22 protein-coding genes and 1 tRNA gene are annotated in these 22,733 nt (G+C 43.8%); 16 read left to right on the top strand and 7 right to left on the bottom strand.

The window, feature by feature from the left end; translation table 11 throughout:
• The first annotated feature begins 3 nt into the window (after nt 1-3).
• From NZ900_02295 to NZ900_02265, 7 genes are all read left to right on the top strand, one after another.
• Nucleotides 4-849, top strand: a complete 846-nt coding sequence (locus NZ900_02295) for a ParB/RepB/Spo0J family partition protein (protein ID MCS7232924.1) — start codon at nt 4-6, stop codon at nt 847-849.
• Nucleotides 850-913: 64 nt separating this feature from the next.
• Nucleotides 914-1,351: a polymer-forming cytoskeletal protein gene (locus tag NZ900_02290; protein ID MCS7232923.1), complete on the top strand. Its 438-nt coding sequence runs from the start codon at nt 914-916 to the stop codon at nt 1,349-1,351.
• A gap of 51 nt (nt 1,352-1,402) precedes the next feature.
• Complete coding sequence (locus tag NZ900_02285; GenBank protein ID MCS7232922.1) at nt 1,403-2,416, top strand: DUF3084 domain-containing protein; 1,014 nt, start codon at nt 1,403-1,405, stop codon at nt 2,414-2,416.
• Nucleotides 2,417-2,480: 64 nt separating this feature from the next.
• Nucleotides 2,481-3,017: a sigma-70 family RNA polymerase sigma factor gene (locus tag NZ900_02280; protein MCS7232921.1), complete on the top strand. Its 537-nt coding sequence runs from the start codon at nt 2,481-2,483 to the stop codon at nt 3,015-3,017.
• Nucleotides 2,992-4,722, top strand: a complete 1,731-nt coding sequence (locus NZ900_02275; protein ID MCS7232920.1) for a cache domain-containing protein — start codon at nt 2,992-2,994, stop codon at nt 4,720-4,722. Before NZ900_02280 ends, NZ900_02275 begins: the two co-directional genes overlap by 26 nt.
• Before the next feature lie 33 nt (nt 4,723-4,755).
• A complete protein-coding gene (gene purC / locus NZ900_02270) occupies nt 4,756-5,781 on the top strand; it encodes a phosphoribosylaminoimidazolesuccinocarboxamide synthase (protein ID MCS7232919.1) in 1,026 nt (341 codons plus the stop codon).
• Nucleotides 5,778-6,740, top strand: a complete 963-nt coding sequence (locus NZ900_02265) for an L-threonylcarbamoyladenylate synthase (GenBank protein MCS7232918.1) — start codon at nt 5,778-5,780, stop codon at nt 6,738-6,740. Before purC ends, NZ900_02265 begins: the two co-directional genes overlap by 4 nt.
• 45 nt (nt 6,741-6,785) lie before the next feature.
• Here NZ900_02265 and NZ900_02260 read toward each other — a convergent pair whose 3' ends face one another.
• Nucleotides 6,786-8,525, bottom strand: coding sequence for a cache domain-containing protein (locus NZ900_02260; GenBank protein ID MCS7232917.1), 1,740 nt, complete (start codon nt 8,523-8,525; stop codon nt 6,786-6,788).
• 248 nt (nt 8,526-8,773) lie between these two features.
• On the bottom strand, nt 8,774-10,003 hold the full coding sequence (locus tag NZ900_02255; protein ID MCS7232916.1) for a diguanylate cyclase: 1,230 nt from the start codon (nt 10,001-10,003) through the stop codon (nt 8,774-8,776).
• Between the two features lie 87 nt (nt 10,004-10,090).
• Between NZ900_02255 and dctP the strand changes: the two genes are divergently transcribed.
• The 3 genes from dctP to NZ900_02240 are packed head-to-tail and all read left to right on the top strand — an operon-like array spanning nt 10,091 to nt 12,878.
• Nucleotides 10,091-11,113 (top strand): TRAP transporter substrate-binding protein DctP, encoded by a 1,023-nt coding sequence (gene dctP, locus NZ900_02250; protein ID MCS7232915.1) that lies wholly within the window; start codon nt 10,091-10,093, stop codon nt 11,111-11,113.
• Between the two features lie 2 nt (nt 11,114-11,115).
• Nucleotides 11,116-11,589, top strand: coding sequence for a TRAP transporter small permease (locus NZ900_02245; GenBank protein ID MCS7232914.1), 474 nt, complete (start codon nt 11,116-11,118; stop codon nt 11,587-11,589).
• Nucleotides 11,586-12,878 (top strand): TRAP transporter large permease, encoded by a 1,293-nt coding sequence (locus NZ900_02240; GenBank protein MCS7232913.1) that lies wholly within the window; start codon nt 11,586-11,588, stop codon nt 12,876-12,878. Before NZ900_02245 ends, NZ900_02240 begins: the two co-directional genes overlap by 4 nt.
• Here the strand turns inward: NZ900_02240 and pdxA are convergent.
• Nucleotides 12,870-13,886: a 4-hydroxythreonine-4-phosphate dehydrogenase PdxA gene (gene pdxA / locus NZ900_02235; GenBank protein MCS7232912.1), complete on the bottom strand. Its 1,017-nt coding sequence runs from the start codon at nt 13,884-13,886 to the stop codon at nt 12,870-12,872. The genes NZ900_02240 and pdxA overlap by 9 nt on opposite strands.
• A 200-nt stretch (nt 13,887-14,086) precedes the next feature.
• Between pdxA and NZ900_02230 the strand changes: the two genes are divergently transcribed.
• The 6 genes from NZ900_02230 to NZ900_02205 all read left to right on the top strand — a co-directional run bounded on the left by NZ900_02230 (nt 14,087) and on the right by NZ900_02205 (nt 18,357).
• Complete coding sequence (locus NZ900_02230) at nt 14,087-15,298, top strand: Glu/Leu/Phe/Val dehydrogenase (protein ID MCS7232911.1); 1,212 nt, start codon at nt 14,087-14,089, stop codon at nt 15,296-15,298.
• 148 nt (nt 15,299-15,446) lie between these two features.
• The gene (locus tag NZ900_02225) at nt 15,447-15,620 is read left to right on the top strand and encodes a hypothetical protein (protein MCS7232910.1); all 174 of its coding nucleotides are present in this window, start codon (nt 15,447-15,449) and stop codon (nt 15,618-15,620) included.
• A complete protein-coding gene (locus NZ900_02220; GenBank protein ID MCS7232909.1) occupies nt 15,617-17,089 on the top strand; it encodes a sodium:solute symporter family protein in 1,473 nt (490 codons plus the stop codon). The genes NZ900_02225 and NZ900_02220 overlap by 4 nt, the downstream gene beginning before the upstream one ends.
• Nucleotides 17,058-17,546 (top strand): transcription repressor NadR, encoded by a 489-nt coding sequence (locus NZ900_02215; GenBank protein MCS7232908.1) that lies wholly within the window; start codon nt 17,058-17,060, stop codon nt 17,544-17,546. The genes NZ900_02220 and NZ900_02215 overlap by 32 nt, the downstream gene beginning before the upstream one ends.
• A 50-nt stretch (nt 17,547-17,596) precedes the next feature.
• Nucleotides 17,597-17,673 (top strand) — tRNA-Arg (locus NZ900_02210).
• A gap of 69 nt (nt 17,674-17,742) precedes the next feature.
• A complete protein-coding gene (locus tag NZ900_02205) occupies nt 17,743-18,357 on the top strand; it encodes a protein-L-isoaspartate(D-aspartate) O-methyltransferase (protein MCS7232907.1) in 615 nt (204 codons plus the stop codon).
• On the opposite strand, the gene NZ900_02200 is transcribed toward NZ900_02205, so the two are convergent.
• The 4 genes from NZ900_02200 to NZ900_02185 are packed head-to-tail and all read right to left on the bottom strand — an operon-like array spanning nt 18,354 to nt 22,730.
• A complete protein-coding gene (locus NZ900_02200) occupies nt 18,354-18,974 on the bottom strand; it encodes a V-type ATP synthase subunit D (protein MCS7232906.1) in 621 nt (206 codons plus the stop codon). The two genes, NZ900_02205 and NZ900_02200, sit on opposite strands and share 4 nt — an antisense overlap.
• Nucleotides 18,971-20,344 (bottom strand): V-type ATP synthase subunit B, encoded by a 1,374-nt coding sequence (locus NZ900_02195; protein ID MCS7232905.1) that lies wholly within the window; start codon nt 20,342-20,344, stop codon nt 18,971-18,973. Before NZ900_02195 ends, NZ900_02200 begins: the two co-directional genes overlap by 4 nt.
• A 4-nt stretch (nt 20,345-20,348) precedes the next feature.
• Nucleotides 20,349-22,145, bottom strand: coding sequence for a V-type ATP synthase subunit A (locus tag NZ900_02190; GenBank protein ID MCS7232904.1), 1,797 nt, complete (start codon nt 22,143-22,145; stop codon nt 20,349-20,351).
• A 3-nt stretch (nt 22,146-22,148) separates the two neighbouring features.
• Nucleotides 22,149-22,730 carry a V-type ATP synthase subunit E family protein gene (locus tag NZ900_02185; protein ID MCS7232903.1) on the bottom strand — a complete coding sequence of 194 codons (582 nt, stop codon included), beginning with the start codon at nt 22,728-22,730 and terminating at the stop codon, nt 22,149-22,151.
• Nucleotides 22,731-22,733 lie beyond the last annotated feature (3 nt).

Genomic DNA, 22,733 nt, shown 5'->3' with positions numbered 1-22,733 from the left:
AGGATGCCTCTTAAGCCCACAAGGGGAGGGCTAGGCAAAGGGTTAGGTGCTCTTATTCCAACCGGTCCCGAGAAGGAAAGGCTTATTGAAATTCCGATAGAGGAGATAGTTCCTAATCCTTATCAGCCTAGGAAGATTTTAGCGGAAGAGTCGCTTGAGGAGCTCGCTAACTCTATAAAACAGCATGGCCTTCTTCAACCAATAATCGTTCGTAAGGTTGATAGGGGATATGAGATAGTGGCAGGAGAAAGACGTTATAGGGCTGCCCAAAGGGCTGGTTTTCAGAAGATACCTGCTATAGTTAAGGATATTTCCGATGAGGAAAGCATGGAGTATGCCTTGATAGAAAACCTTCAGAGGGAAGACTTAAACCCTATCGAGGCTGCAAACGCTTTAAAGCTTTTGATGGAGAGATTTGGTTTAACTCAAGAGGAAGTGGCGGATAAAATAGGAAAAGATAGATCTACTGTGGCAAATTTATTAAGGCTCTTAAGGCTTCCTGAAGAGCTACAGAATATGGTTTCTGAGGGAAGGTTAACCATGGGACATGCTAGAGCCTTATTATCCTTAAATGATCCTGAGGAGCAGAAAAGACTTGCCTTAGAGGTAGTTAATCGTTCTTTAACCGTTAGAGAAGTGGAAAGGGAGGTTTCAAGAAGGGTAAAGGGGATAGAAAGGGATAGAGAAATAGAGAGAAGGTTTTTGGAGACCTATAATGCGAAAGTGAGAGTTAAAAGAGGCGTTAAGAATAGCGTTGAGCTATTGTTTGACAGCGAATCGGAGATGGAAGATTTTCTTCAGAAGTTAGAGAGACTCTTATCTCAAGATTCTAAATTGCCTGGGCAATAAGCCTAAAATTTGGCAGCAAAATTTTTTATATGCTGAGTTTTTAGTGTGTTAGGAGGTGGGCATGATGGTTTTTGGGCGGTCAGAGGTTAAGCTTGCCGAAAAGGAAAAGTCCGAGACCCTTGTAGGGGGTGGGACGGAGATAAGGGGGACCATGAGGGCAGATGGTACGGTAAGGATAGATGGCTTCTTTGAGGGGGAGATATTCGCTGAAGGGGATGTCGTGATTGGAGAAAAGGGAACCGTAAAAGCAACTCTCGTTGCCAAGAACATCCTGATAGCAGGTAAGGTAGAGGGGAATGTGGAGGCAAGGGAGAGACTCGAGCTTGTCGCTACGGGACGGTTAATAGGTGATATAAAGACACCCAATTTGGTTATAGCCGATGGGGCGATATTTATAGGGAGAAGCGAGATGGTTCTTCCTCAATCTGGTAAAGAGGAGTTCTCTTACGAGGTTGTTAAAAAGGGGGAAGGTAAGAAGGGAGAGAATCCCGAACCTAAGTAGGTTATGGGGTTATGATGTGTTCCACGTGGAACACTCCCTAGGAGGGATGGGATGGTTTTCTTTAAGGAACTTAATTGGCCGCTCTTCTTGATAATAATAGGATTAAGCGCTTTTATAGCCTTCGTGGGGGATAAGGTTGGATGGAAGCTGAGCAAGAAGAAGTTAACCATTTGGGGTTTAAGGCCACGGCATACCACAAGCTTAATAACGATATTCACTGGATTGACGGTTGCGCTTGTTACCATGATGGTCCTGTCCTTTACCGTGCCTTCCGTTTACAGGGCGCTTTTAGGCATGAGGAGCCTTCAACAGGAGATAAAGGCCTTAACCGATCTGTTGAAGGAAAAGAGCAAAGAGCTTGAGGAAAAGACACAGAGGGTGAGAGAGCTCGAAAGCAGGATAGAGGAGCTTCGAGAGATAGCAAGGAGGCTGAATCTGAGCATATCGGCTATAAGGGGTAGAACGATAATATATAGAGCGGGCGAGCTCGTTTATCAAAAGGTGATAAAGGTTAAAAATGACGAAACCTATCTTGAGCGAGAGCTTGGGAAGGCTCTAGAGGAGGCAGATCCCATAGTTAGGGAGAGAGGGGCGGAGCCGCCCCTTGCCGATATGAGAGCGATATTGGTTCATCCTGATGAGGTCGGCAAAGCGATCTCTCAGCTGAAGGAGATCAGGGAAGAAGCGGTAGTAAGGTTTATCGCTGGGGCTAACGTGGTTGTGGGAGAGTGGGTTCCCGTCAATATAGAGATCTATCCTAACAAGCTTATCTTTAAGAGGAACGAAGAGATATATTCCGAGGAGATCGATGGATCTTTGACCGAGGATCAGCTTGAGTATAAGGTTACGATGGTCCTAAGCAAGGTTAAAGAGATAGCCTTAGGTAAGGGGGTGTTGCCTGAGCCCCTCTATCATAGGGTGGGCGTTATAACTGCGGCGGAGTTTTACGATACTATCGGTAAGATAAAGGAAATAGGAAAAAAGGTGCGTTTAGAGGTGATATCTAAGAAGGATATTTACACGATCGGCCCCTTAGAGGTTTATTTTAGGATTTCTGAGGGTTGAGAGGAAACCGCTCCTAAAATATTCTATAGTAAAAATTTTTACTATAGAAAGGAGTGGTTTTCTCTTGTCCTTAGAGGAATTGGTTTTAGCGGTTCAAAGCGGGCAGACCTCCTTTTTAGTTGAGATCGTGGAAAGGTTTCGTCCCCTTGTTGAATCTCTAGCTAGAAGGTATTCTCTTAAAGGGGGAAGCTATGAGGACTTAAGACAAGAGGGCTATCTTATACTTATAGGGCTAGTTTATAGATATAGGAAAGGGACCGTTCGCCTTGAAGGCTATGTTAAGGGGAGCCTTGAGATGCATCTAAAGAGCTATTGGCTTAGGGAGCTTAACTGGAATAAAGGGGTAATCCTAAACGATGATTTGTCTTTCGAGGAAAGCTCCCTGGTGGAGGATGTGGATCTTCCTGTCTCGAGTGAGGATAAAAGCCTCCTTGAACTTTACTACCTTTGGGGTTATAATGACAAGCAAATATCGGAAAGGCTTAATAAATCAAGAAGCTGGGTGAACTTAAGGAGAAGAAGGATAGTGGATAAGCTTAAGAGGGAATTCTCTAGTAACTTTAGCTTAAGGAGGGATGAGGTTGTCTCAAATGGGGCTTAAGATTAGGATTTTTTCTCTAACTCTTTTGATTTCCATTACCATTTTAAGCTTCTTTTATATTAATAAGCTTGAAAGAGATTTAAGGGAAAGAGAGATTTTAGGTGCATCGGTTTTAGTAGATACCGTAACCTTTCTCTTTAGAAGCAGGATTCAATCCCTTACGGTCATGCTCCACTCCCTTAACTATATTCAATTGCCCGCTTTGGAGGACAATTCTTTAAGAGACTGGCTCCTTATCTTTTACAGGGCTTATGAGCCCTTTGTTTACCTGTCTGGTTTCGTAGATAGAAATGGGAAGGTATTGATGACCTACCCTAAAGATGATGCCCTTGAGGGTAAAGATATAAGCTCTTGGAGATCCTTCAAAACGGTTAAGGCTGCTAGGATAGGGTTTATAGGGGAGACCATAACTACATCTAGAGGGGATAAGGGAATAGGAATTTTCGCTCCTGTCTTTGATGAGGGCAAAGGCTTTAGGGGGGCCTTCTTTTATGTATATAATTATCAGGTTTTAATAGATGCATTAAGTAGGTATCTTAAGGCCCTTAAGGTTCCTTGGAATCCTCTTTTGGTGGATAGCGATGGCAATGTGATTCTCGGAGATGAGAAAGTAGCTAAGGTTTTACTGGAAGAAGCTATGGAAAAGGTGAAAAGTACGAAGCTTGACGGAATTGAGTATATTTCGGTTTACAGTCATGTCCCCCTAGGTGTAACATTGGATTGGCATTTTTTCCTTTACGCTCCGCTTTCCTCGTTGGGGAGGGAGTTAAGACCCTTTTCCCTTTTTCTTAAAACATCCCTTACTCTCGTTACGGCTATCATAACTGCGGTGGTTTTGATCTTCCATAGAAGAAGGGAGAGGGAAAGCGTATCCTTTCCAGAGATTGTTGAGCTTAAGGAAGAGGTTAAGCCTGTTGAGCTTGAGGAATCAAGGGATAGGGATCCTTTGGAGGAGTTAAGGGAGCTTTTCCCTGGTGTGATTATAGAGCTTGATAGGACTCTTGATGTAGTTTCTATCAAGGGGGAGCATATTCCTCCTGAGGGCCTTGATAAGGAGGAGATTAAGCGACTAGTTAAGAAGGGTGAGGGTACTCTTAGGGTTGGGGAGAGGGTTTTTCTTCTCAGGGTGGCTCCTCTTAGAAGAGGGGGCTTTCTTCTCTTCGGAGAGGATAAGACCAAGGAGGAGGCTATCTTTAAGGCGATCGAGGATAATTTGGTATACTTCCTTTCAGGAAGGTTTTTAAAGGAGGGTAAAGACTCTGAAAGGATTAAAGAGGTTATACTCTCTGAAAGGGATAGCTTTGGCAGAGTTAGCTTAAACAAGCTTCTTCTTGATCTTAAAGATAAGCTTTCTTTCGAAGAGCTTGAGCTTCGCCTTGAAGATTTTCTACCTTCTCCTTGGATAAACCCTCTTTATCTTAAGGGGGTCATTTTAGCCCTTCTTCTTAAAGTTATGGATGGTAAAGGAAAGCCCATAATAGAGACTAGGTATCTTAAGGAAAAAACTATGGTATCATTGAAGCTTTACGCTCAAGGCATCTTTAAGCTCTTTGGGGAAAGGGATCCGGAGTTTTTCATTTTAAGCAGTTTTGCTCTTAAAGGAGGAATGAAGCTCAGGCTTTTAGAGAGACCGGGGGAGGAGACATGTGTTGAGATTGAGCTACCTATATATCCTTTCTTAGATGAAGAGGGAAATGAGGGTTGATTTTAGTTATTTCCTTAAGGGAGGTAGAGGTAATTGGGAAGCGTTAAGGATTTAATTGTCTTGAGGGAAGCCAGGGTAGATGAGCCTGGTATAGGAAGGTTTGTCTTTTCAGATAGATATTCGGTTTTTGATTGGGGAGAGATGCCGGATCATATAAGGGGTAAAGGAGCATCTATTTGTATAGTTACTGCCTTTTTCTTTGAAAAGCTTGAGGAAATGGGAGTGAGGAGTCACTACTTAGGCATTGTTGAGGATGGAAGGCTTAAAAGGCTTAAGGAGCTTAAATCCCCTCAGAATACCCTTGAGTTTAAGCTTTTGAGGGTTGTAAAGCCTCGATTAGAGGGGGGTAGATACGATTACTCGGTGTATAAGGATGAGAGAGGAAACTTCCTAATTCCATTAGAAGTGATATATAGAAACTCCCTTCCAGAGGGCTCTTCCGTTTTTAAAAGGCTAAGAGAGGGAAGCCTTAGGCTTGAGGACATAGGGCTGCGCGAGATGCCTAAGCCTGGAACTATACTTGATAAACCTATACTTGATGTATCAACTAAACTTGAGGCCACGGATAGATATTTAAGTTGGGATGAGGCTAAGGAGATCTGTTTCCTAAGCGATGGGGAAGTGGAGAGGATAAGGGAGGTTACTCTTCTTATAAACGAGCTTATAACGAAAGAGGCTAAAAGGCTGGGATTGTTTAACGAGGATGGTAAGGTGGAGTATGGTTTTGATGAGGGAAGGGATATAATATTAGTTGACGCTCTTGGAACGCTTGATGAGTGTAGGTTTAGTTACGAGGGGTTACCTGTGAGTAAAGAGATAGCGAGAGTTTATTATCGTAAGACCGATTGGTATAAGGATGTAGAGGCTGCTAAGAAGAGGGATAGAGTTAATTGGAAGAGCCTTGTGACTTCTAAGCCGCCCAAGCTTCCCCCTGAGTTGGCTTCTCTTATTTCAGGGATCTATATGGCTTACGCAAATGAGATAACCGGAAGGGAGTGGTTTAAGGTTCCTTCCTTAAGGGATATACTAACCGAGCTTAAGGGGCTTTTGGGGCTATGACGGAGGTAGTTAGGGCAACGAGCGAGGGAGTTAATAAAGCTGCTGAGGTGATCAAAAAAGGGGGGCTTGTGGCCTTTCCTACAGAGACCGTTTATGGCCTTGGGGCCGATGCATTAAACCCAAAGGCAGTAGTTAAAATATTCGAGGCCAAGGAAAGACCGTTTTTTGATCCTTTAATAGTTCATATAGCTGATATCGATGAGCTTGAGAAGTTGTGCCTCTATGTAGATGAAAGGGCTAAGGCCCTAATAGAAAGGTTCTGGCCCGGCCCCTTAACTATAGTGCTTTTAAAGAGAGAGATAGTTCCAGATATAGTTACAGCTGGCTTAGATACGGTTGCGGTAAGGATGCCATCTCACCCTGTGGCCCTAAGTTTAATAAGGGCGTCTGGAACCCCTATAGCGGCTCCAAGCGCAAACCGTTTCGGACACTTAAGCCCTACTGAGCCGGAGCATGTGTTAAGTCAGCTTATGGGTAGAATAGATTTGCTTTTAGATGGAGGTAAGTGCCCTATAGGTGTTGAATCTACGATAATAGATTTAACAGGGGAGCCAACGCTCTTAAGGCCTGGTGGCCTCCCTTTAGAAGAGATAGAAAGTATAATTGGAAAGGTTAAGATCTTGCAGAAAAGTGAGAAACCCCGTTCTCCTGGGCAGCTTCCGCGTCACTATTCTCCAAGGACCCCTTTGAGAGTGATCGAGAGCAAGAATTTCAAGCCTCCTCAGGGTGTAAGGGCAGGTCTTTTGGCTTTCAATGGCCCCGCTCAGAGGGAGGGTTTTGTTATCGTTCAAGTTCTTTCGCCCTCTGGGGACTTAAGGGAAGCGGCTTGTAACCTGTTTAGCTGTTTACACAGGCTTGATAGCGCTAACCTTGATGTTATCTATGCTGAAGCTCTTCCTGAAGAGGGGCTTGGGAGGGCCATAATGGATAGGCTTCGTAGGGCTGAAGGATTAAAATAAAAGGGGCTTACCTCTTATTAAAGGGTAAGCCCCTTTTATTTTAACTTAAGCTGGAGCTATTGCAGTTACTTCCTTAGAAAGCTTGAATACGGATATAGATTCCTGAAGCCTATTTGCGATGTGAGCGAGTTCCTCAGTGTTTTTAGCGATTTCTTCCACAGCCTTGGCTTGTTCATTGAAGCTTTCATTTATCTCTCTTATGCTTTCGCTAACTTTGGTCACGGCTTTTGCTAAGTTATCTGCTCCAGCTGCCATTTGTTCCGTTGAGGCTGACTGACTCTCAACTGCTGAGGATATATCTTTCACTCTATGAACCATCATTTCTATGGATTTAACTATGCTTTCTATCTGAGAGTCTACATCCTTAGCTATGCTTACGCTTGTTTTAACGGAGTTTTGAGCCTCTTTGACGGTTTCAGCTGCTATCTTTGTCATCTCTTGAATCTTACCAACTATGGAAGCGATTCTTCTTGCTGCATTGGCGGTCTCCTCAGCGAGCTTTCTAACCTCATCCGCTACAACTGCAAAGCCTCGTCCTGCTTCGCCGGCTCTGGCGGCCTCTATAGCGGCATTAAGGGCGAGTAAGTTGGTCTGCTCTGCTATGCTCGTTATGGCGTTGGTTATCTCTCCTATCTCGCTAGAGGCTCCCTCGAGGTCCTTCATTACCTTGACGGTTTTTTCCGCTACATCCGCTACAGAGTTGATGGAGGAAACGACGCTTTGCATTCCCTTCCTTCCTTGAAGGGCGGCCGCCCTTACATCTTCAGCCTCTTTGGCTACGCTTGAGGCCTGATCTGCAACCGTTTGAGCTCCGCTTGCTATCTCCTCGATACCCGCATTAAGCTCCTCTATAGCTGCAGCTATGCTTTCGATTTCTTCCCTTATATTGGAGACAGCATTTACTATCTGAGCTGAGGTAGCGCTTGTCTGCTGAACTGATGCTGCAACCCCTTGCGCTACTACGTTTGTTTTATCTCCTTGAGCATGGATCTCCCTAATCACCCTTTCAAAGGCATCTATCATGGCATTAAACTCCCTAGCTAGCTTTTGAAACTCTTCCCCACCTTTAGCTAACGCTCTTGTGGTCAGATCCTTTGTTTTAGAGAGCCTTTCAACCGTTTGAACTAATACCGTTAGCGGCTTTCCGAAAAAGCTCTTTAAGAAGATATATAAGACCGTGGCTAAGGCGCCTATGGCTATTGCAAAGGTAGTTAACGCTTTCTTTCTCTGGGCAGCTAGAGCGGCTTCAATATCGTCGATATAAAAGCCCGTTCCTATTACCCATCCCCAAGGTTGAAAAAGCTTAACGTAAGATAGCTTTGGAATCGGTTCGTCGAAGCCTGGCTTCGGCCACATGTACTCGACGAAACCCCCTCCCGCTCTTCTACATATATCAACCATCTCTCTAAAGAGGAACTTACCCTTAGGATCCCTGTGATTGCTTAAATCAGTGCCATTAAGCTCCTTCTTTATAGGATGCATAACCATTATGAGGTTCATATCATTGATCCAGAAATAGCCATCGGATCCGTATCTTAGATCCCCTATTAGCTCTTTTGCTAATTCCTTGGCCTTTTCCTCGCTTATCTTACCTTGTTTAAAGTCCTCATAGGCTGAGCTTATTAGCGAATAAGCGGTTTCAACAAGCTCCCTCGCCTTAAGCTGTCTGTCCTCTATCAGGTTCTCTTTAAGCAAGGAGTGAGATTGATAGATAAAAAGCACGCCTGAGAGGATAAGCAGGGAGACCCCTATTAGTATCACCCTTGTCTTAACACTTCTTAACATTAACTTAACACCTCCGGTAAAGATTAACTTTAAAGAGTAGATATTTTAATCTTAGTCCAGAGATTTTCTGCTGTCAATGCCTTTAAAAGCTATTTTTTTGTATACATTAGTTTACAAATGCTTTTATGGTCGGTGCAAGCTTTTAAAGGGATTGATGTATTATGCTAAAAATTAAAACGTGGATAATACCAGGCGCGCGAACAGGTTACCGAGTGAATTTGTATACAAGGGGATGTCTGTTAATCTAGCTATTTTTCGCTTTTAAGCTTTTCCTTTTCCTCATACATTCTCTTATCCGCTATCTCTATAAGGTTTTCGAGCCTTTCTGGGTGGCTTTTGGTTGCCTCAACCGTCCCTATAGATAGGCTAACGGGGAAGCCAAACTCGTCAGAGAGCTTTGAAACGGAGCTTTTTATCCTTTCAATTATCCTTGAGGACAATTCACTGTCACAGTCTACTAAGAATATCAGAAATTCGTCTCCTCCATATCTTATTACTATATCCCCAGATCTTAAGGAGTTTCTTAAGGTTTCCCCTACTCTCCTTAACACCCTATCTCCAACCAGGTGGGAGTAGGTATCGTTTATGTTTTTAAAGTTGTCTATATCTGCCATAGCTATGGTGACCGGGACCCCATCCTTAAGAAGGTTATAAATTGTATATTTTGCCTTTTCCTCGAAAAAAGCCTTGTTGTAAACCCTAGTTAACGGATCTCTTACCGCAAATTCCTGATATTTCTTGACCTCAAGGTCGAGCTTTCTATAAAGGGTTTTAAGCGGCTCGGTTATGCTTATATTTATTATACCTACTAGTATAACTAGGTAAGATATGAACCTAAAGAGATGTCCAAGCATGTTAAAGAAGCCGTAAACATCGGTGTAAAGGGTGAAAGAGACTTCAGCTAATATCGTAAATATAATAGCTAAGATTAAAGGGCTCTTGTAAGAGGATATGTCTGGGTCCTTGGATCGATGAACGAAGATCGCAAGGGGAATTAGCAAAAATATAATAATATATTCTACAGCTATCTTAAAGAGGGTTAGCCCCTTGCCCTCTATAAAGCAGTCTGGAAAGCCGCCTCTGAAGATCAGGTAGATCCCAAGGAAGCTTACTACTGAAAAGGCTACGAGGAAGATCTTAGGGTTAATTTTTTTAGAGGCAATGGAGACGAGGCCTATCGTTTCTAAGGATCGTCCTAAGATCCAAAATTGCGTTGGATGGTTAGCGGAAAAGGATGGGAAAACTCCCATGCCTTTGAAGGCTAGCGTATGTAAGAAGTCTATAACTATTACGTTTAGGTAAGTTATGGCTAGGTTATCTAAAAAGTAGGGTCTATGACCTTTAGGGATCGAAAGGGCAAATATGGATAGGGTTGCCCCTACAACTACAGCTAACATCTCAATAATTGTATGAAAAACAAGATAGTTGAACCTTGAAAGCCCCCAAAGGGGTAAGAGGCTTATTAAGGATATAATCATTACCTTCCTCATGGTTTATATTTTATCACGTGTCTTAATTTTATTGTGATATAATTTAAATAGAGTAAAAACTAAGGGGGTGGGGTTATGTATAAGAAGCTAGCGTCAGCGGTTGCTTTGTTGGTCTTGGTTTCATCGGTCGCTTTGGCCTCTGATGTTTTTGAGCTTAAGATATCCTATAATGGGCCACCTGATCCTGAAAAGAACGCGGTTCACTCCTATGTTATAAAGCTTCAGAAGTTCATCGAAGAGGGGACACAGGGAAAGATAAAGTTCGTTCTCTTCCCTAATAGCGGGCTTGGAAAGGAAGAGGAGAGAATGGATCTAACTAGAAACATGCCCATAATGAATGTGGCTTCCTATGCGGGTATGGCTCCCATATTCCCCGAGCTTTATGCTGCTGCAATTCCCTTTATGTTTGATAGCTTTAAGGCAGCTCACCTTTTCTTCGATGAGAGCGAGTACTGGAAGAAGGCCCAGGAGTTGTTTAAGAAAAGAAGCGGAGTGGCTCTTCTTGAAGCTGTTGAGGAGGGTGGCTTTTTAGCTTTCACCAATTCTAAGAAGGAAATTCGCTCTCCCAAGGACTTTCAGGGGATGAAGTTCCGTGCTATGGATGAAGGACAGATAATAATTTACAAGGCTATGGGGGCATCTGCGGTGCCCATTCCTTGGACTGAGCTTTACATGGCCTTAAAGACGGGCGTTGTTGATGGTCAAATGAATCCCCCGATGTACATAGTTATGGGTAGCCTATATGAGGTTCAGAAGTATATGTGCATGGCAAACATTCAATACTCTGATCAGTTCCTAGTTGTTAATGCTAAGTGGTTTGATGGTCTTCCTCCAGAGACCCAGAAGCTGATCGTTGAGGCTGCGAAGAAGGCTAACGTTCTTAATAGGCAAGAGGTAGAGGCTATGGAAGATAAGCGTGTTGAGTTCCTCAAGGAGAAGGGAATGCAGGTTTATTACCCCACCAAAGAGGAGATGGAGGAGTTTAGAAAGGTCGTTCAGCCAGCCTATGTTGATTGGTTGAAGAAGAAGGTAGGAGAGGATTGGCTTAACCTTGGACTTCAGTGCGCAAAAATAGCTAACGAGAAGGCTTCCAAATAATCATGAAGGTTAGAACTCTTTCCCAGCTGCTCAGCGGCGTCTGCCTCTGGGCAGCTGGGATTATTTTAATAGCTAACGTGGGTAGCATGGCGGTTAACATATTTCTAAGATATTCTTTTAAGTATTCCTTCACCTGGGTTGAGGAGTTTGCTCGCTTTTCCCTTATATGGGTGGTGATGCTTGCAGCAACCCCCGCTTTATATTATGGAGATCACATGTTTATAGACTTCGTCGTTAAGAGATTGCCCCCCTCTTTTAGGCTTCCCATGCTCTGGTTTAAGAGGGTGGTGGTCTCTTTTATCCTTATATTAATGATATATTATGGCGTTAAGTATGCTATCGATGTTAAGATGTTTATAACCTTGGCGATGAACATATCTAAAGCTATACCTGTTTCTGCTATTCCCATTGGGAGCGCCTTGGCCCTTTTAGAGTTTATCTTGCTTGAGTTTGAAAGGAGTGTTGGAAAGCCGTGAATGCTTTAATTATGATGATCGTCTTTTTCCTCATGATGGTTAGCGGTATCCCCCTCTTTGTTTCCCTTCTTGCTGCCTCCTTTGTGGGTTTCGTTCTTTTGGGTGATATCTCCATGTTGCGTATGATGGTTCAGCAGTTCTTTTCAGGCATGGATGTTTTCTCTTTAATGGCTATACCTTTTTTTATTCTTGCTGGGACATTGATGAATTCCTCTGGGCTTACCGATAGATTGCTCGAGTTCACTCAGCTTATAGTGGGAAGGGTTAAGGGGGCTTTGGGTTACGTTAACGTAGTTGCAAGCATACTCTTTGCTGGAGTTAACGGTTCTGCCGCTGCCGATGCTTCCGCCTTGGGCTCTATACTCATACCTGCCATGAAGAAGGAAGGGTATGATCCCGTTTACTCTGCGGGTATAACTGCAGGTAGCTCCTTAGTCGGTCCTATAATACCCCCAAGCATATTCATGATTCTTTATGCTGCGATGACGAATACATCTATCGGAGGGTTGTTCGTGGCCGGCTTTATACCGGGTCTAATATTGGGAGGAGCCTTTCTTATAATGAACTACTTTTATGTGAGGAAGAGGGATTTCTTGAGGGTTGAATACAACTTGGAGGGATCTAGGCTTAAGAGGATCCTTCACTCTTCTCCTGCGCTTATAGCTCCCTTAATAATAATAGGTGGTATCGTTACTGGGGTAGTTACTCCAACCGAATCTGGGGCCCTAGCTGTAGCCTATGTGGCCTTCGCTGGCTTTTTTATAACAAGGGAGCTGACCCTTAAGGGTTTTATGAACGCTATATTTGAAACGGCACGACTAACGAGCGCCATATTCTTGATAATGGGAGCGGCCGCGGTTGTGAGCTGGATCCTAACGTGGGATAGGGTTCCTCAGAAGTTTGCGGAATTTCTGTTACATCTTGGGGTTGCTAAGGATCCTGTCGTTCTCATGCTCGTTTTAAGCGGGATAACCTTTATCGTCGGAATGTTCATGGAGGAGGTTGCAACTTTGACCCTTCTTACTCCCATATTTGTTCCCTTGGCCAAGATAGCAGGTGTGGATCCTCTTCACTTTGGAATAGTTATGACCTTAAATGTAACTATAGCCTTAATTACTCCTCCGATGGGTGCATGTATCTATATAGTATCAGCCATAGGAAGAATAGATATTGGGGAGATGTTTAAGGGCATATGGCCCTTTGTAGCTGTAGCTATGATCGTTCTTATTATAATAATTCTATTTCCTGCCCTTACTACGACCCTTCCAGCGCTTGTAGGGTTATATTAGTTTCTCTTGTTTGTAAATCTCTGCATAGCTTGCGGCAACCTTTATCGCTTCAATCATGCTTATGGCGTTTGCTATTCCCTTACCTGCTATATCCATGGCGGTGCCATGGTCAACCGAGGTTCTCAAGAAGGGTAATCCTAAGGTTACGGAAACGGTTTTGTAGAAGTCTAAGGTTTTTGCTGCGATGTGCCCTTGATCGTGATATAAAGATAAGACTGCATCGTATTTTCCTGATAGGCAGGCCCAAAATACTGAATCGGCAGGTATAGGCCCGTAAGCGTTGAAGCCCCTTTCGTTGGCCTCTTTAATCGCGGGTTCGATCTCCTTCATCTCTTCGTCTCCGAAGAGGCCGTGTTCCCCTCCATGCGGGTTTAAAGCTGCTACCGCTAAACGAGGATTCTCTAATCCCAGAGACCTTAAGGCCTTCGTGCATCTTTCTATATAATCGAGGACCCTTTCTTTCTTGATCATATCGCAAGCTTTCCTTAAAGATACGTGTCTCGTTAGAAAGAAAATCCTTAGGGAGTTTACTTGAAACATGGTTAACGGGTCGTTTATTCCGGTGAGATCACCGAGCATTTCTGTGTGACCTATGTGAGGTACTCCTGCAAGCTTCCAAGCCTCTTTGTTTATTGGCGCTGTGGCTATAGCCCTTACCTCCTTAGCTTTGGCCAGCTCTACCGCTTTCTCTATATACTTGGCGCTGGAGGACCCAGCCTTTGCGCTTATCTTTCCCGGCTCGATCTCCTTAAGATCTTCTATCTCACCAAGGTCGATGAGATCTATATTACCGTATTCAAAGATCCCATCGCTTGGTTTCGTTACCGCGTTTACTTTAACATTTAAGCCCAATAGCTTTACATAGTGCTCGATTACTACTTTATCTCCGACAAGAATGGGTTTACAAACCTCATATATCTCTAGATCGCTTAAGGCTTTAACGCTTATCTCTGGGCCTATGCTTGCGGGGTCTCCCATTGTTATTGCTATTATTGGGCGTTCTTTCATATATCCCTCACCTTAAAGAAGTATACCACTTTAAAACTCTACAGTCAACTTAGATGAGACTTTTAAGGGTTTCTTTATTTACTTTTAAATATTTTTACGTTATAATGTATACTGGGGAGTAAGTTTTTAACTCTTATAAGGAGGGGGGATGGAGCGTGTGTGAGCGTAAGCCCACCCTTTTCGATCAAGTATTGGAGTTTATGGAGGTGGCGAGGCCCTACCTTAAGGATGTTGAGGAAGGCTTATTCGAGGCTATAAAGTATCCTAGAGAGGTTCTCGTTCTTCATCTTCCTATTAGAATGGACGATGGAAGCATAAAGGTATTTAAAGCTTACCGTTCTCACCATAACAATGCCCTGGGTCCTTATAAAGGTGGAATTCGTTATCATCCTGATGTCACTCTTGAGGAAGTTATGGGGCTTTCTGCATTAATGACTTGGAAGTGCTCAGTTGTGGGTCTTCCTTACGGCGGCGGCAAAGGGGGCATAGCCTGTAATCCGAAGGAGATGTCTAAAGGTGAGATAGAGAGATTAAGTAGATCTTATGCTCTCGCTATCTCTCGCTTTACCGGTGTGGACTATGATATTCCTGCTCCCGATGTTAATACCGATGCGCAGGTTATGGCCTGGTATGTGGACACCTATGAGAAGGTCAAGGGGTGGAATGAGCCTGGAGTTTATACAGGTAAGCCTTTGATAATCGGTGGATCTGAGGGTAGGGGCGATGCGACATCGAGAGGCGGAGCTTATGTGACTAGGGAGGCAATGAAGGTTTTTGGTATAAAAGAAGGCGCTACCTGTGCCATCCAAGGTTATGGTAATGCGGGGGTCTTCGCTCATAAGCTTTACACTGAGCTTCTTAAGCTTAAGGTGGTCGCGGTGAGCGACTCTAAGGGGGGAGTATATAATCCTAACGGTCTTGATTACGAAAAGGTGATGAAGGTTAAAAGGGAAACCGGATCCGTGTTTAACTATCCTGAGGGCGATAAGATAACGAATGAGGAGCTTTTGGAGCTCGATGTTGATGTCCTTGTACCTGCGGCCCTTGAAGGCGTTATTAATGAGGGGAACGCTTCGAGGATAAAGGCAAAGATCGTCTCGGAGCTTGCTAATGGTCCTGTCACTCCCGAGGCTAATAATATACTCTTCGATAGGGGTATAATCTGTCTGCCTGATATTTTAGCTAACTCTGGTGGCGTTACTGTTTCTTACTTTGAGTGGATTCAGAACAGAATGGGGTATTATTGGACAGCTCAGAAGGTCTATGAGGAGCTTGATAGAATGATGACCAATGCCTTCTATAAGGTATATGAAACTCATAAGAAGTTTAACATAGATCTTAGGACTGCCGCTTTCGTGGTCGCTATTGGTAGAGTAGCTGAAGCTACAAGAGTTAAGGGGATTTGGCCTTAAAGGTTAATTGGCGCTTAGCTTAACATTTAACCTTAGGAGGGAGCCCCTCCATATGGAAGGGCTCCCTTAAGTTTTTTATTTTCTTGACATCTTTTTACAGAGCGAGTAAAATCTTGTAAGAAATCGGTCTTTGGAAGGGGGAAGAATCATGAAGGGCTTGCTTTGGTTTATCTTTTTGCTGATTCTTGATATAGTTATCCCTTATGGTTTTCTCTCCAATGTTCATAAGATAACAGGGGCTTTTACCTTTTGGGTGGTATGGGGGATTATAGCGGTGATCTCCATCTTCTGGATGAGCAGAAAGTGGGGTGAGGAAGGATGAAGTTTTGGGTCATCTTTGCTGTATCGCTTTATCTTTTGGTTGGTACTCTTCTTGCCTTCGTATCTAAGAAGGGTAAGAGCATGGCGGATCTTGAGGAGTTTTTCTTAGCTAAAAGGACATTGGGTGGAATTTTATCTGCTTTAACCTATAGCGCAACCACATACAGCGCTTTCATGATGATAGGGCTCGCGGGATTAACCTATACAGGTGGGGTAGGAAGCTTGGGATTTGAGCTTACCTATCTTGCGGGTCTGGTTTTAGTGGTTTGGTTTGGACCGAAGTTTTGGAGCTTCGGTAAGAGATATGGAGTGATATCTCCCGCTGAGATGCTTGGAAAGATATACGAAAGTAAGAGGGTGTCCATTGCCTTTGCCTTAGTTTGCCTTGTCTTTCTCGTTCCTTATTCTGCTGTTCAGCTTATGGGCATAGGATACTCCCTTGAGGTGATGACTAAGGGGATCATACCCTTCACGGTAGGGATAATCATAGCCGCTATTGTCGCCATAACATGGTCTTTTACAGGGGGTATGCGCTCTGTTGCATGGACTGATGCCTTTCAAGCAGGGATAATGCTTTTCTCTTCCTTGGTCGCTCTTTTGTTTATAGTCTATAAGGGGTTTTGCGGCTTTGGAGAGTTCTTCTCGATCCTTGAGACTAAATATCCTCATTATCTTTCCGTTCCAGGGCCGGGCTTCTTTAAGTTAAGTAATTTTCTTGGTTTAACTATTCCCTGGTTTTTCTTCTCCATATCTAATCCTCAGGTTAGTCAGAGGCTTTTTGTCCCTAAAAATTTAAAAAGCTTAAGAAACATGCTTTGGGGATTTTTAGTGTTCGGCTTTCTTTACACTGTCATAGTGATTCTCTGGGGTTTTGCTGCTCGTGCTTTAATCCCTTCCTTGGATAAGCCTGATTTAGCTACTCCCACCTTACTTTCTCTTCCTATAGTACCTGTTCCCATAGCGGTGTTGGTGATGCTGGGGGTCATGTCTGCTGCCATATCTACGATCGATTCAGTCCTTTTAACCCTTTCCTCTATGGTTAGTAAGGATCTCTTTGGAGGTTTTCCTGAGAAAAGGCAGGTTTTCATAGGGAAGCTTTCTCTATTTGTTTTAACTGGGGCTGTTCTTGCTTTCGCCTATATGAGGCCTAGCATGATAGTTATCCTCTCCGTTTCCTCTTCAGCCGGGCTTTTAGTTTTGGTCCCATCTATAGTTGGGGCTTTCTATTGGAGGAGATCTAATGAGAGAGGCGCGTTTTGGAGCATAACCTTGGGGGCAATTATTACTGGGCTTCTTTTTGCCTTTAAAATTAATCCTTTGGGTTTGATGCCGGGTATATGGAGTATTATAATAGCAAGTGGAATATTTGTGATCCTGAGTTTAGCATCTTCTTCAGGAGGGGAAAGGGAATTAGGCTATGGACCCGATAGGGAAAAAGGTGCTAGAGATCTTAGAGGAGGCTTATCCTGAGCCGGTTAGGGGTGGAGATATAGCTGCTCGTTTAGGCTTAAGCAGACAAACCATCGTGAAGATTATCGCTGTTTTGAGATCCAGAGGGGAGAAAATTTTGGCGACGCCAAGGGGCTATGTGCTTGATAGGGGTGAGATGGTGGAGGAGATTATAGCGGTAAAGCATGGTGAATTTGATATCGAGGAGGAGATATCTATAATAGTTGAAGAGGGGTGTATAGTAGCTGATGTTATAGTGGAGCATCCCGTTTATGGGGAGTTAAGGGGAATTTTGGATATAAGAAGCAAGGGGGATCTAACGAGGTTTTTGGCAAGGATGAGGAGCTTTGGAGCGAAGCCTCTTTTAACTCTTTCCGAGGGAATCCATCTTCACACTATAAGGGGATTAAATAGGGAAAACATAGAGAACGTTAAGAGGCGTTTAAGGGAGAGGGGCTTTCTCCTGGAGTTGGTTTGAGGGTATTGCATTCGGTATCGTTTTTTGATAATATTATCTTGAAAGAGGGTGCGGTTGTAGCTCAAGAGGACAGAGCGCTGGCCTCCTAAGCCGGAGGCTGCGGGTTCGAGTCCCGCCAACCGCGCCATTTTTAATTTTGGGGGGATGCGTCCTTTTGAGGAGGGAAGAACCTAATTGGGATTTGTTAAGGGAGAGGATGATAAAGGAACAGATAGAGGCTCGCGGACTCAAGGATGAAAAGATCCTTAACGTAATGAGGAAGGTTCCCCGTCATCTTTTCGTCCCACAAGCCTATCTTAGCGAATCTTATGATGATCATCCTTTACCTATAGGGGAGGGACAGACCATATCTCAGCCTTACATGGTAGCTCTGATGACTAGCTTACTTGATCTTAAGGGAGATGAGAGGGTTTTGGAGATAGGAACTGGATCGGGCTATCAGACAGCTATCTTAGCGGAGCTTGCAAAGGAGGTTTTCTCTATAGAGAGGATCGAGTCGCTGGCGAAAAGCGCTGAAGAGAGGTTAAAGGCTCTAGGCTATAAAAACGTTAGGATCAAGGTTGGTGATGGTAGTCTAGGCTGGGAGGAGTATGCCCCCTATGATGCTATCATAGTTACCGCTGCTGCTCCTAAGGTTCCAAGCCCTCTTACGAAACAGCTTAAAGTGGGAGGAAGGATAGTGATCCCTATAGGGGATAGGTTCTTTCAGAACCTTCATAGGTATGTTAAAAAGGGTGAGGAGACTCTTGAGGGACACGACTTTGGTGGATGCGTTTTTGTCCCCTTAAGGGGTAAGGAAGGTTGGGATTAACGGCCTTTTTTGAGCCTCTTTAACTTGAAAAACTCTTCCCTCTCTCTTTCCTCTAAGTGGCTTTCTATTCGTTTCTTAGTTTTCTCAAGGTCAGGAATTATAACCTGTTCCAAGGCGTTTGCTCTTTTTCTAGTGATGTTTATCTCCTTAGCTAGCCTATATATGGTTGTTTCAACCTCAGCAAGGAAGGTTATAAGCTTAAGAAGCTTTCTAAAGCTAAGGACCGCATTATCAAGGGCCATATTGGTCCTATATGCGCTATAAAAGGGGGTGAATTTTTCGCTTTCCAGGTCATCTCCCTCGATCGCTAGTGTGGGTATGGGGACACCTAAGACTCCCCTTTCGAATATCTCTACGCTTATTTTCTCCTCAGCGCCCTTGGCAATCTCCTCTATGCTTTCGATACCAAGGAGGGTTGCTGCTAATGTTAAAGCTTCGTAGGCTCTTTGGGATTCTCTAACTATCCTTTCCTGGAGCTCCCTTGCATTTTCAAAGTACTTCATTATTTCGGAGATTAGTATGCTTCTTTTTTGATCCATAAGTTTATATCCCTGTCGAGCTAGTGAGAGAAGCTCTTTAACTTGGAGGAGTCCGCTTTTGGTTAGCTCTATGTTCAAGATCTCTTAAACCTCCTGTAATAGCTTTCTATCTCTTCGCTTGTTACTCTGTGTAGCTCCTCTTCTGGAAGTATCGTTAATACCTCCCAGCCGAGATTTAAGCTTTCCTCTATGCTCCGTTCCTCATCGAAGCCTTGCCTTATAAATTTATTTTCAAACTCATCAGCGAACCTTAGATAGAGCCTCTCAAGGCTTGATAATTCCTCTTCTCCAACTATCGATGCTAGGTTTCTGACCCACACTGCGTGAGAGTAAGAAGCATAAAGCTGATCTGAAAGATGAGAGTGATCCTCCCTTGTCTTTCCTTTTCCTATTCCGCTTTTCATCAATCTGGAGAGCGATGGAAGAATGTTTATGGGAGGATATATTCCCTTTCGATAGAGCTCACGGCTTAAAACTATCTGCCCTTCGGTTATGTAGCCTGTTAGATCTGGTATGGGGTGAGCCATGTCATCCTCAGGCATGGATACTATCGGTATCTGAGTTATGGAGCCGTTTCTTCCTCTTATCTTTCCAGCCCTCTCATATATGGATGCAAGGTCGCTATACATGTATCCAGGATATCCCTTTCTTCCTGGTATCTCTCCCCTTCTTGAGGATAGCTCCCTTAAAGCCTCACAGTAGTTGGTCATATCAGTTAGAATCACTAGTACATGTATATCGAGGTCAAAGGCTAAATATTCGGCTACCGTTAAGGCGCACCTTGGTGTTATTAGCCTCTCTATTACTGGGTCGTTTGCTAAGTTTAGAAAGACCACCGAGTTTCTTATCGCTCCGCTTTTTTCAAAATTCTCTATAAAGAATCTTGCTACGTCGTTTTTAATTCCCATAGCTGCGAAGACTATAGCAAACTCCCCATCATGGATCTTGGCTTGACGGGCTATTTGAACGGCGAGCTCATTGTGAGGTAGCCCGCTTCCTGAAAATATGGGAAGCTTTTGCCCCCTTGTTATTGTCATTGTCACATCTATCGCTGATATTCCCGTTTGCACGAACTCTCTTGGATAGCTTCTCGAGACAGGATTAATAGCGTAGCCATTTACGTCAAGGTAGCTTTCAGCCAATATCTCTGGTCCACCGTCTATCGGTTTTCCTACGCCGTTAAATATCCTTCCGATAACTCCTCTTGATACACCGAGCTTGAAGGTGTCTCCTGATAGTCTTATCTTCGTTCTTAATGGGCTTAAACCGGACGTTTCCCCAAACACCTGGATTACCGCAAAATCCTCAGAAAGCTCTATAACTTTTCCTAACCTCTCCTCTCCATTAGGAGCAAATATCTCTACTATCTCTCCATAGAGCAGTTCTGGTATAGATTCTATAAATATCAAGGGCCCGCTTATCCTCTTTACTCCTACATATTCAAGCATGGGGCTATCTCCTCCTATAGCTTAGGACTTTCTCATAGCTCTTTTCAAGGTCGGCGAACTCTCTCTCGAGCTCTTCGGTGAAGAAGGAGAAATCCTCCTCTATCCTTTCTTCCGGGATGCTAAAGGGAATCCTCATTATCCTCGAGGTTATAGGTAGTTCTTCTATCTTTTTGGCTAATACGCCCTTTTTGATGAGATTTGAGGCCTTACTATGATACATCTTTATAAGCTTCAGTATTAGATAGCCCTTCCTTAAGGAGCAATAGGTATCAATGGGGTCGTAAGCGTTCTGTCTTAAGAAGCCCTCTCTAATGATTTTCGCCGTTATAAGGGTAAGCTTTTGGGGTTCAGGTAGGACTCCCACTCCCACAAGCTGAGCTATCCTCTGAAGATTGCTCTCTTCTTGAAGCAGGCTTATTGCCCATTCTCTTAATTTCAGAAAATCCTCGGCCACGTTGTGTTTAAACCATATCTTTAAATCCTCAAGGTATTCGCTATAACTGTTAAGCCAATTTACTGATGGGAAGTGCCTTGCGCTTGCGAGCTCCTTATCAAGGGCCCAGAAGCACCTTATAAATCTCTTGGTATGCTGGGTTACCGGTTCTGAAAAGTCTCCTCCAGGTGGAGATACCGCTCCTATTATGCTTATGGAGCCCCTTCTGTTTCCTAGGGTAACGAAGTTTCCAGCCCTTTCGTAAAACTCGGCCAGTTTCGTTGGAAGGTAGGCTGGGAAGCCTTCCTCTGCCGGCATTTCCTCAAGTCTGCCTGAAATCTCTCTTAAGGCTTCCGCCCATCTTGAGGTAGAATCTGCCATTATCGCTACGTCATATCCCATATCTCTGAAATATTCTGCTATCGTTATACCTGTAAATATGGAGGCTTCCCTTGCTGCAACCGGCATGTTGGATATATTGGCTATAAGTACCACCCTTTCCATTAAGGGTTCACCGGTTTTAGGATCCACAAGCTTCGGAAAGTCCTCAAGGACCTCGGTCATTTCGTTTCCTCTTTCTCCACAGCCTATATAGATTATTACATCTGCATCCGCCCACTTGGCAAGCTGATGCTGAGTTACCGTTTTTCCCGTTCCAAAGCCCCCAGGGATAGCTGCCGTTCCTCCCTTAGCTAAAGGGAAGAGGAAATCTAAGACCCGTTGTCCCGTTAATAGGGGCTCCTCAAAGGGGATCCTTTTAAGAACGGGTCTCGGATTTCTTATTGGCCAGCGTTGAAAGAGCTTTATCTCATGTATCTTCCCCTCTTTTGATCTTACAGTTGCAATGGTGGTATCCAGTGTATAATCTCCGCTTTCTTTGGTTTCGATGATCGTTCCGCTTACTCCCGGCGGGCAGAGCACCCTATGCTCTATAAGAGGAGTTTCCCTTATGCGGGCAACTATATCTCCCGGGTTTATCATATCCCCCTCTTGAACCTCTATCTTAACGTGCCAGATTCTACCTAAAGGTAAGGATGGCAGGCTAACCCCCCTTAGGATAAAGTCGCCAATCTTATTCTTTATCTCCAGAAGAGGTCTGCCTATGCCATCGAAGATCCCCCCTATTAAGCCTGGGCCAAGGTTTATCGAGAGAGGCTCTCCTGTTCCTATTACTTCTTCACCAAGCTTTAATCCTTCTGTTTCCTCGTAAACCTGTATTATAGCTTCGTTTTCACTAGTTGATATGACCTCGCCTATAAGCTTAAGTCTTCCCACTTTGACCATTTCAAAGAGCTTTATATCCTTCGTTGCTTTGATTTTGACGACAGGGCCGCTTATCCACTTTATGTAGCCTATAGTACTATCCATCTTCTATTCGAAGAGCTCCTTTAGCACCTCCATCTGTATCTCTCTTTTCTTTCTCTCCCATCTTCCCTCTAGTGTATTATCTATGGCTCTTTTACCTGACCAGGCCTTAATTCCTCCTATTATTTTAGTATCCCCTTGGATTTTAATATCTATGTTCAACTCCTTGGCTATATCTCTAATGAGTTCTATATCTCTAGGGTTTACGAGGACGGAAAAGCTATTTCCCAAGTATTCTATACACTCTTTAGTGAGCTTTATGAGCCTCTCCCTATAATCCTCCTTGGATTCTACTATGCTAAAGATCCTTTCCTTTGCTCTTTGGAGCGTCTCCTGTAGTATTAGATCTCTTTCTTCAAGAACTATCTTTCTCCCGGTGAATATGGCGTCTGCTACCTCCCTTGAGATAAGCTCCTCAGCCTTCATTTGGGTCTCTTCAAGCATCTTTAAGGCTTCCCTTTCTGCCTTAAATCTTGATTTTTCCCAGTCTTCAGACTTTTTTCTTTCAAACTCATCCCATAGCTTTCTTCTTTCTATTTCAGCCTCTTTCAAAATCTCTTCCCTAAGAAGCCTTACCCTTTCCTCCAAAGC

The organism is Synergistota bacterium, from assembly GCA_025060595.1.
GTDB lineage: Bacteria > Synergistota > GBS-1 > GBS-1 > GBS-1 > 42-11.
This window is presented reverse-complemented; position numbering and strand designations above follow the sequence as displayed.

What these genes read in the sequence shown, in the direction of transcription:
- NZ900_02275 (MCS7232920.1), top strand. Translation starts at nt 2,992, where the DNA reads ATGAGGTTGTCTCAAATGGGGCTTAAGATTAGGATTTTTTCTCTAACT.
- NZ900_02205 (MCS7232907.1), top strand. Translation starts at nt 17,743, where the DNA reads ATGATAAAGGAACAGATAGAGGCTCGCGGACTCAAGGATGAAAAGATC.
- pdxA (MCS7232912.1), bottom strand. Translation starts at nt 13,886, where the DNA reads ATGAAAGAACGCCCAATAATAGCAATAACAATGGGAGACCCCGCAAGC.
- NZ900_02225 (MCS7232910.1), top strand. Translation starts at nt 15,447, where the DNA reads ATGAAGGGCTTGCTTTGGTTTATCTTTTTGCTGATTCTTGATATAGTT.
- NZ900_02220 (MCS7232909.1), top strand. Translation starts at nt 15,617, where the DNA reads ATGAAGTTTTGGGTCATCTTTGCTGTATCGCTTTATCTTTTGGTTGGT.
- NZ900_02285 (MCS7232922.1), top strand. Translation starts at nt 1,403, where the DNA reads ATGGTTTTCTTTAAGGAACTTAATTGGCCGCTCTTCTTGATAATAATA.
- NZ900_02265 (MCS7232918.1), top strand. Translation starts at nt 5,778, where the DNA reads ATGACGGAGGTAGTTAGGGCAACGAGCGAGGGAGTTAATAAAGCTGCT.
- dctP (MCS7232915.1), top strand. Translation starts at nt 10,091, where the DNA reads ATGTATAAGAAGCTAGCGTCAGCGGTTGCTTTGTTGGTCTTGGTTTCA.
- NZ900_02190 (MCS7232904.1), bottom strand. Translation starts at nt 22,145, where the DNA reads ATGGATAGTACTATAGGCTACATAAAGTGGATAAGCGGCCCTGTCGTC.
- NZ900_02290 (MCS7232923.1), top strand. Translation starts at nt 914, where the DNA reads ATGGTTTTTGGGCGGTCAGAGGTTAAGCTTGCCGAAAAGGAAAAGTCC.
- NZ900_02295 (MCS7232924.1), top strand. Translation starts at nt 4, where the DNA reads ATGCCTCTTAAGCCCACAAGGGGAGGGCTAGGCAAAGGGTTAGGTGCT.
- NZ900_02245 (MCS7232914.1), top strand. Translation starts at nt 11,116, where the DNA reads ATGAAGGTTAGAACTCTTTCCCAGCTGCTCAGCGGCGTCTGCCTCTGG.
- NZ900_02260 (MCS7232917.1), bottom strand. Translation starts at nt 8,525, where the DNA reads ATGTTAAGAAGTGTTAAGACAAGGGTGATACTAATAGGGGTCTCCCTG.
- NZ900_02230 (MCS7232911.1), top strand. Translation starts at nt 14,087, where the DNA reads ATGGAGGTGGCGAGGCCCTACCTTAAGGATGTTGAGGAAGGCTTATTC.
- NZ900_02255 (MCS7232916.1), bottom strand. Translation starts at nt 10,003, where the DNA reads ATGATTATATCCTTAATAAGCCTCTTACCCCTTTGGGGGCTTTCAAGG.
- NZ900_02195 (MCS7232905.1), bottom strand. Translation starts at nt 20,344, where the DNA reads ATGCTTGAATATGTAGGAGTAAAGAGGATAAGCGGGCCCTTGATATTT.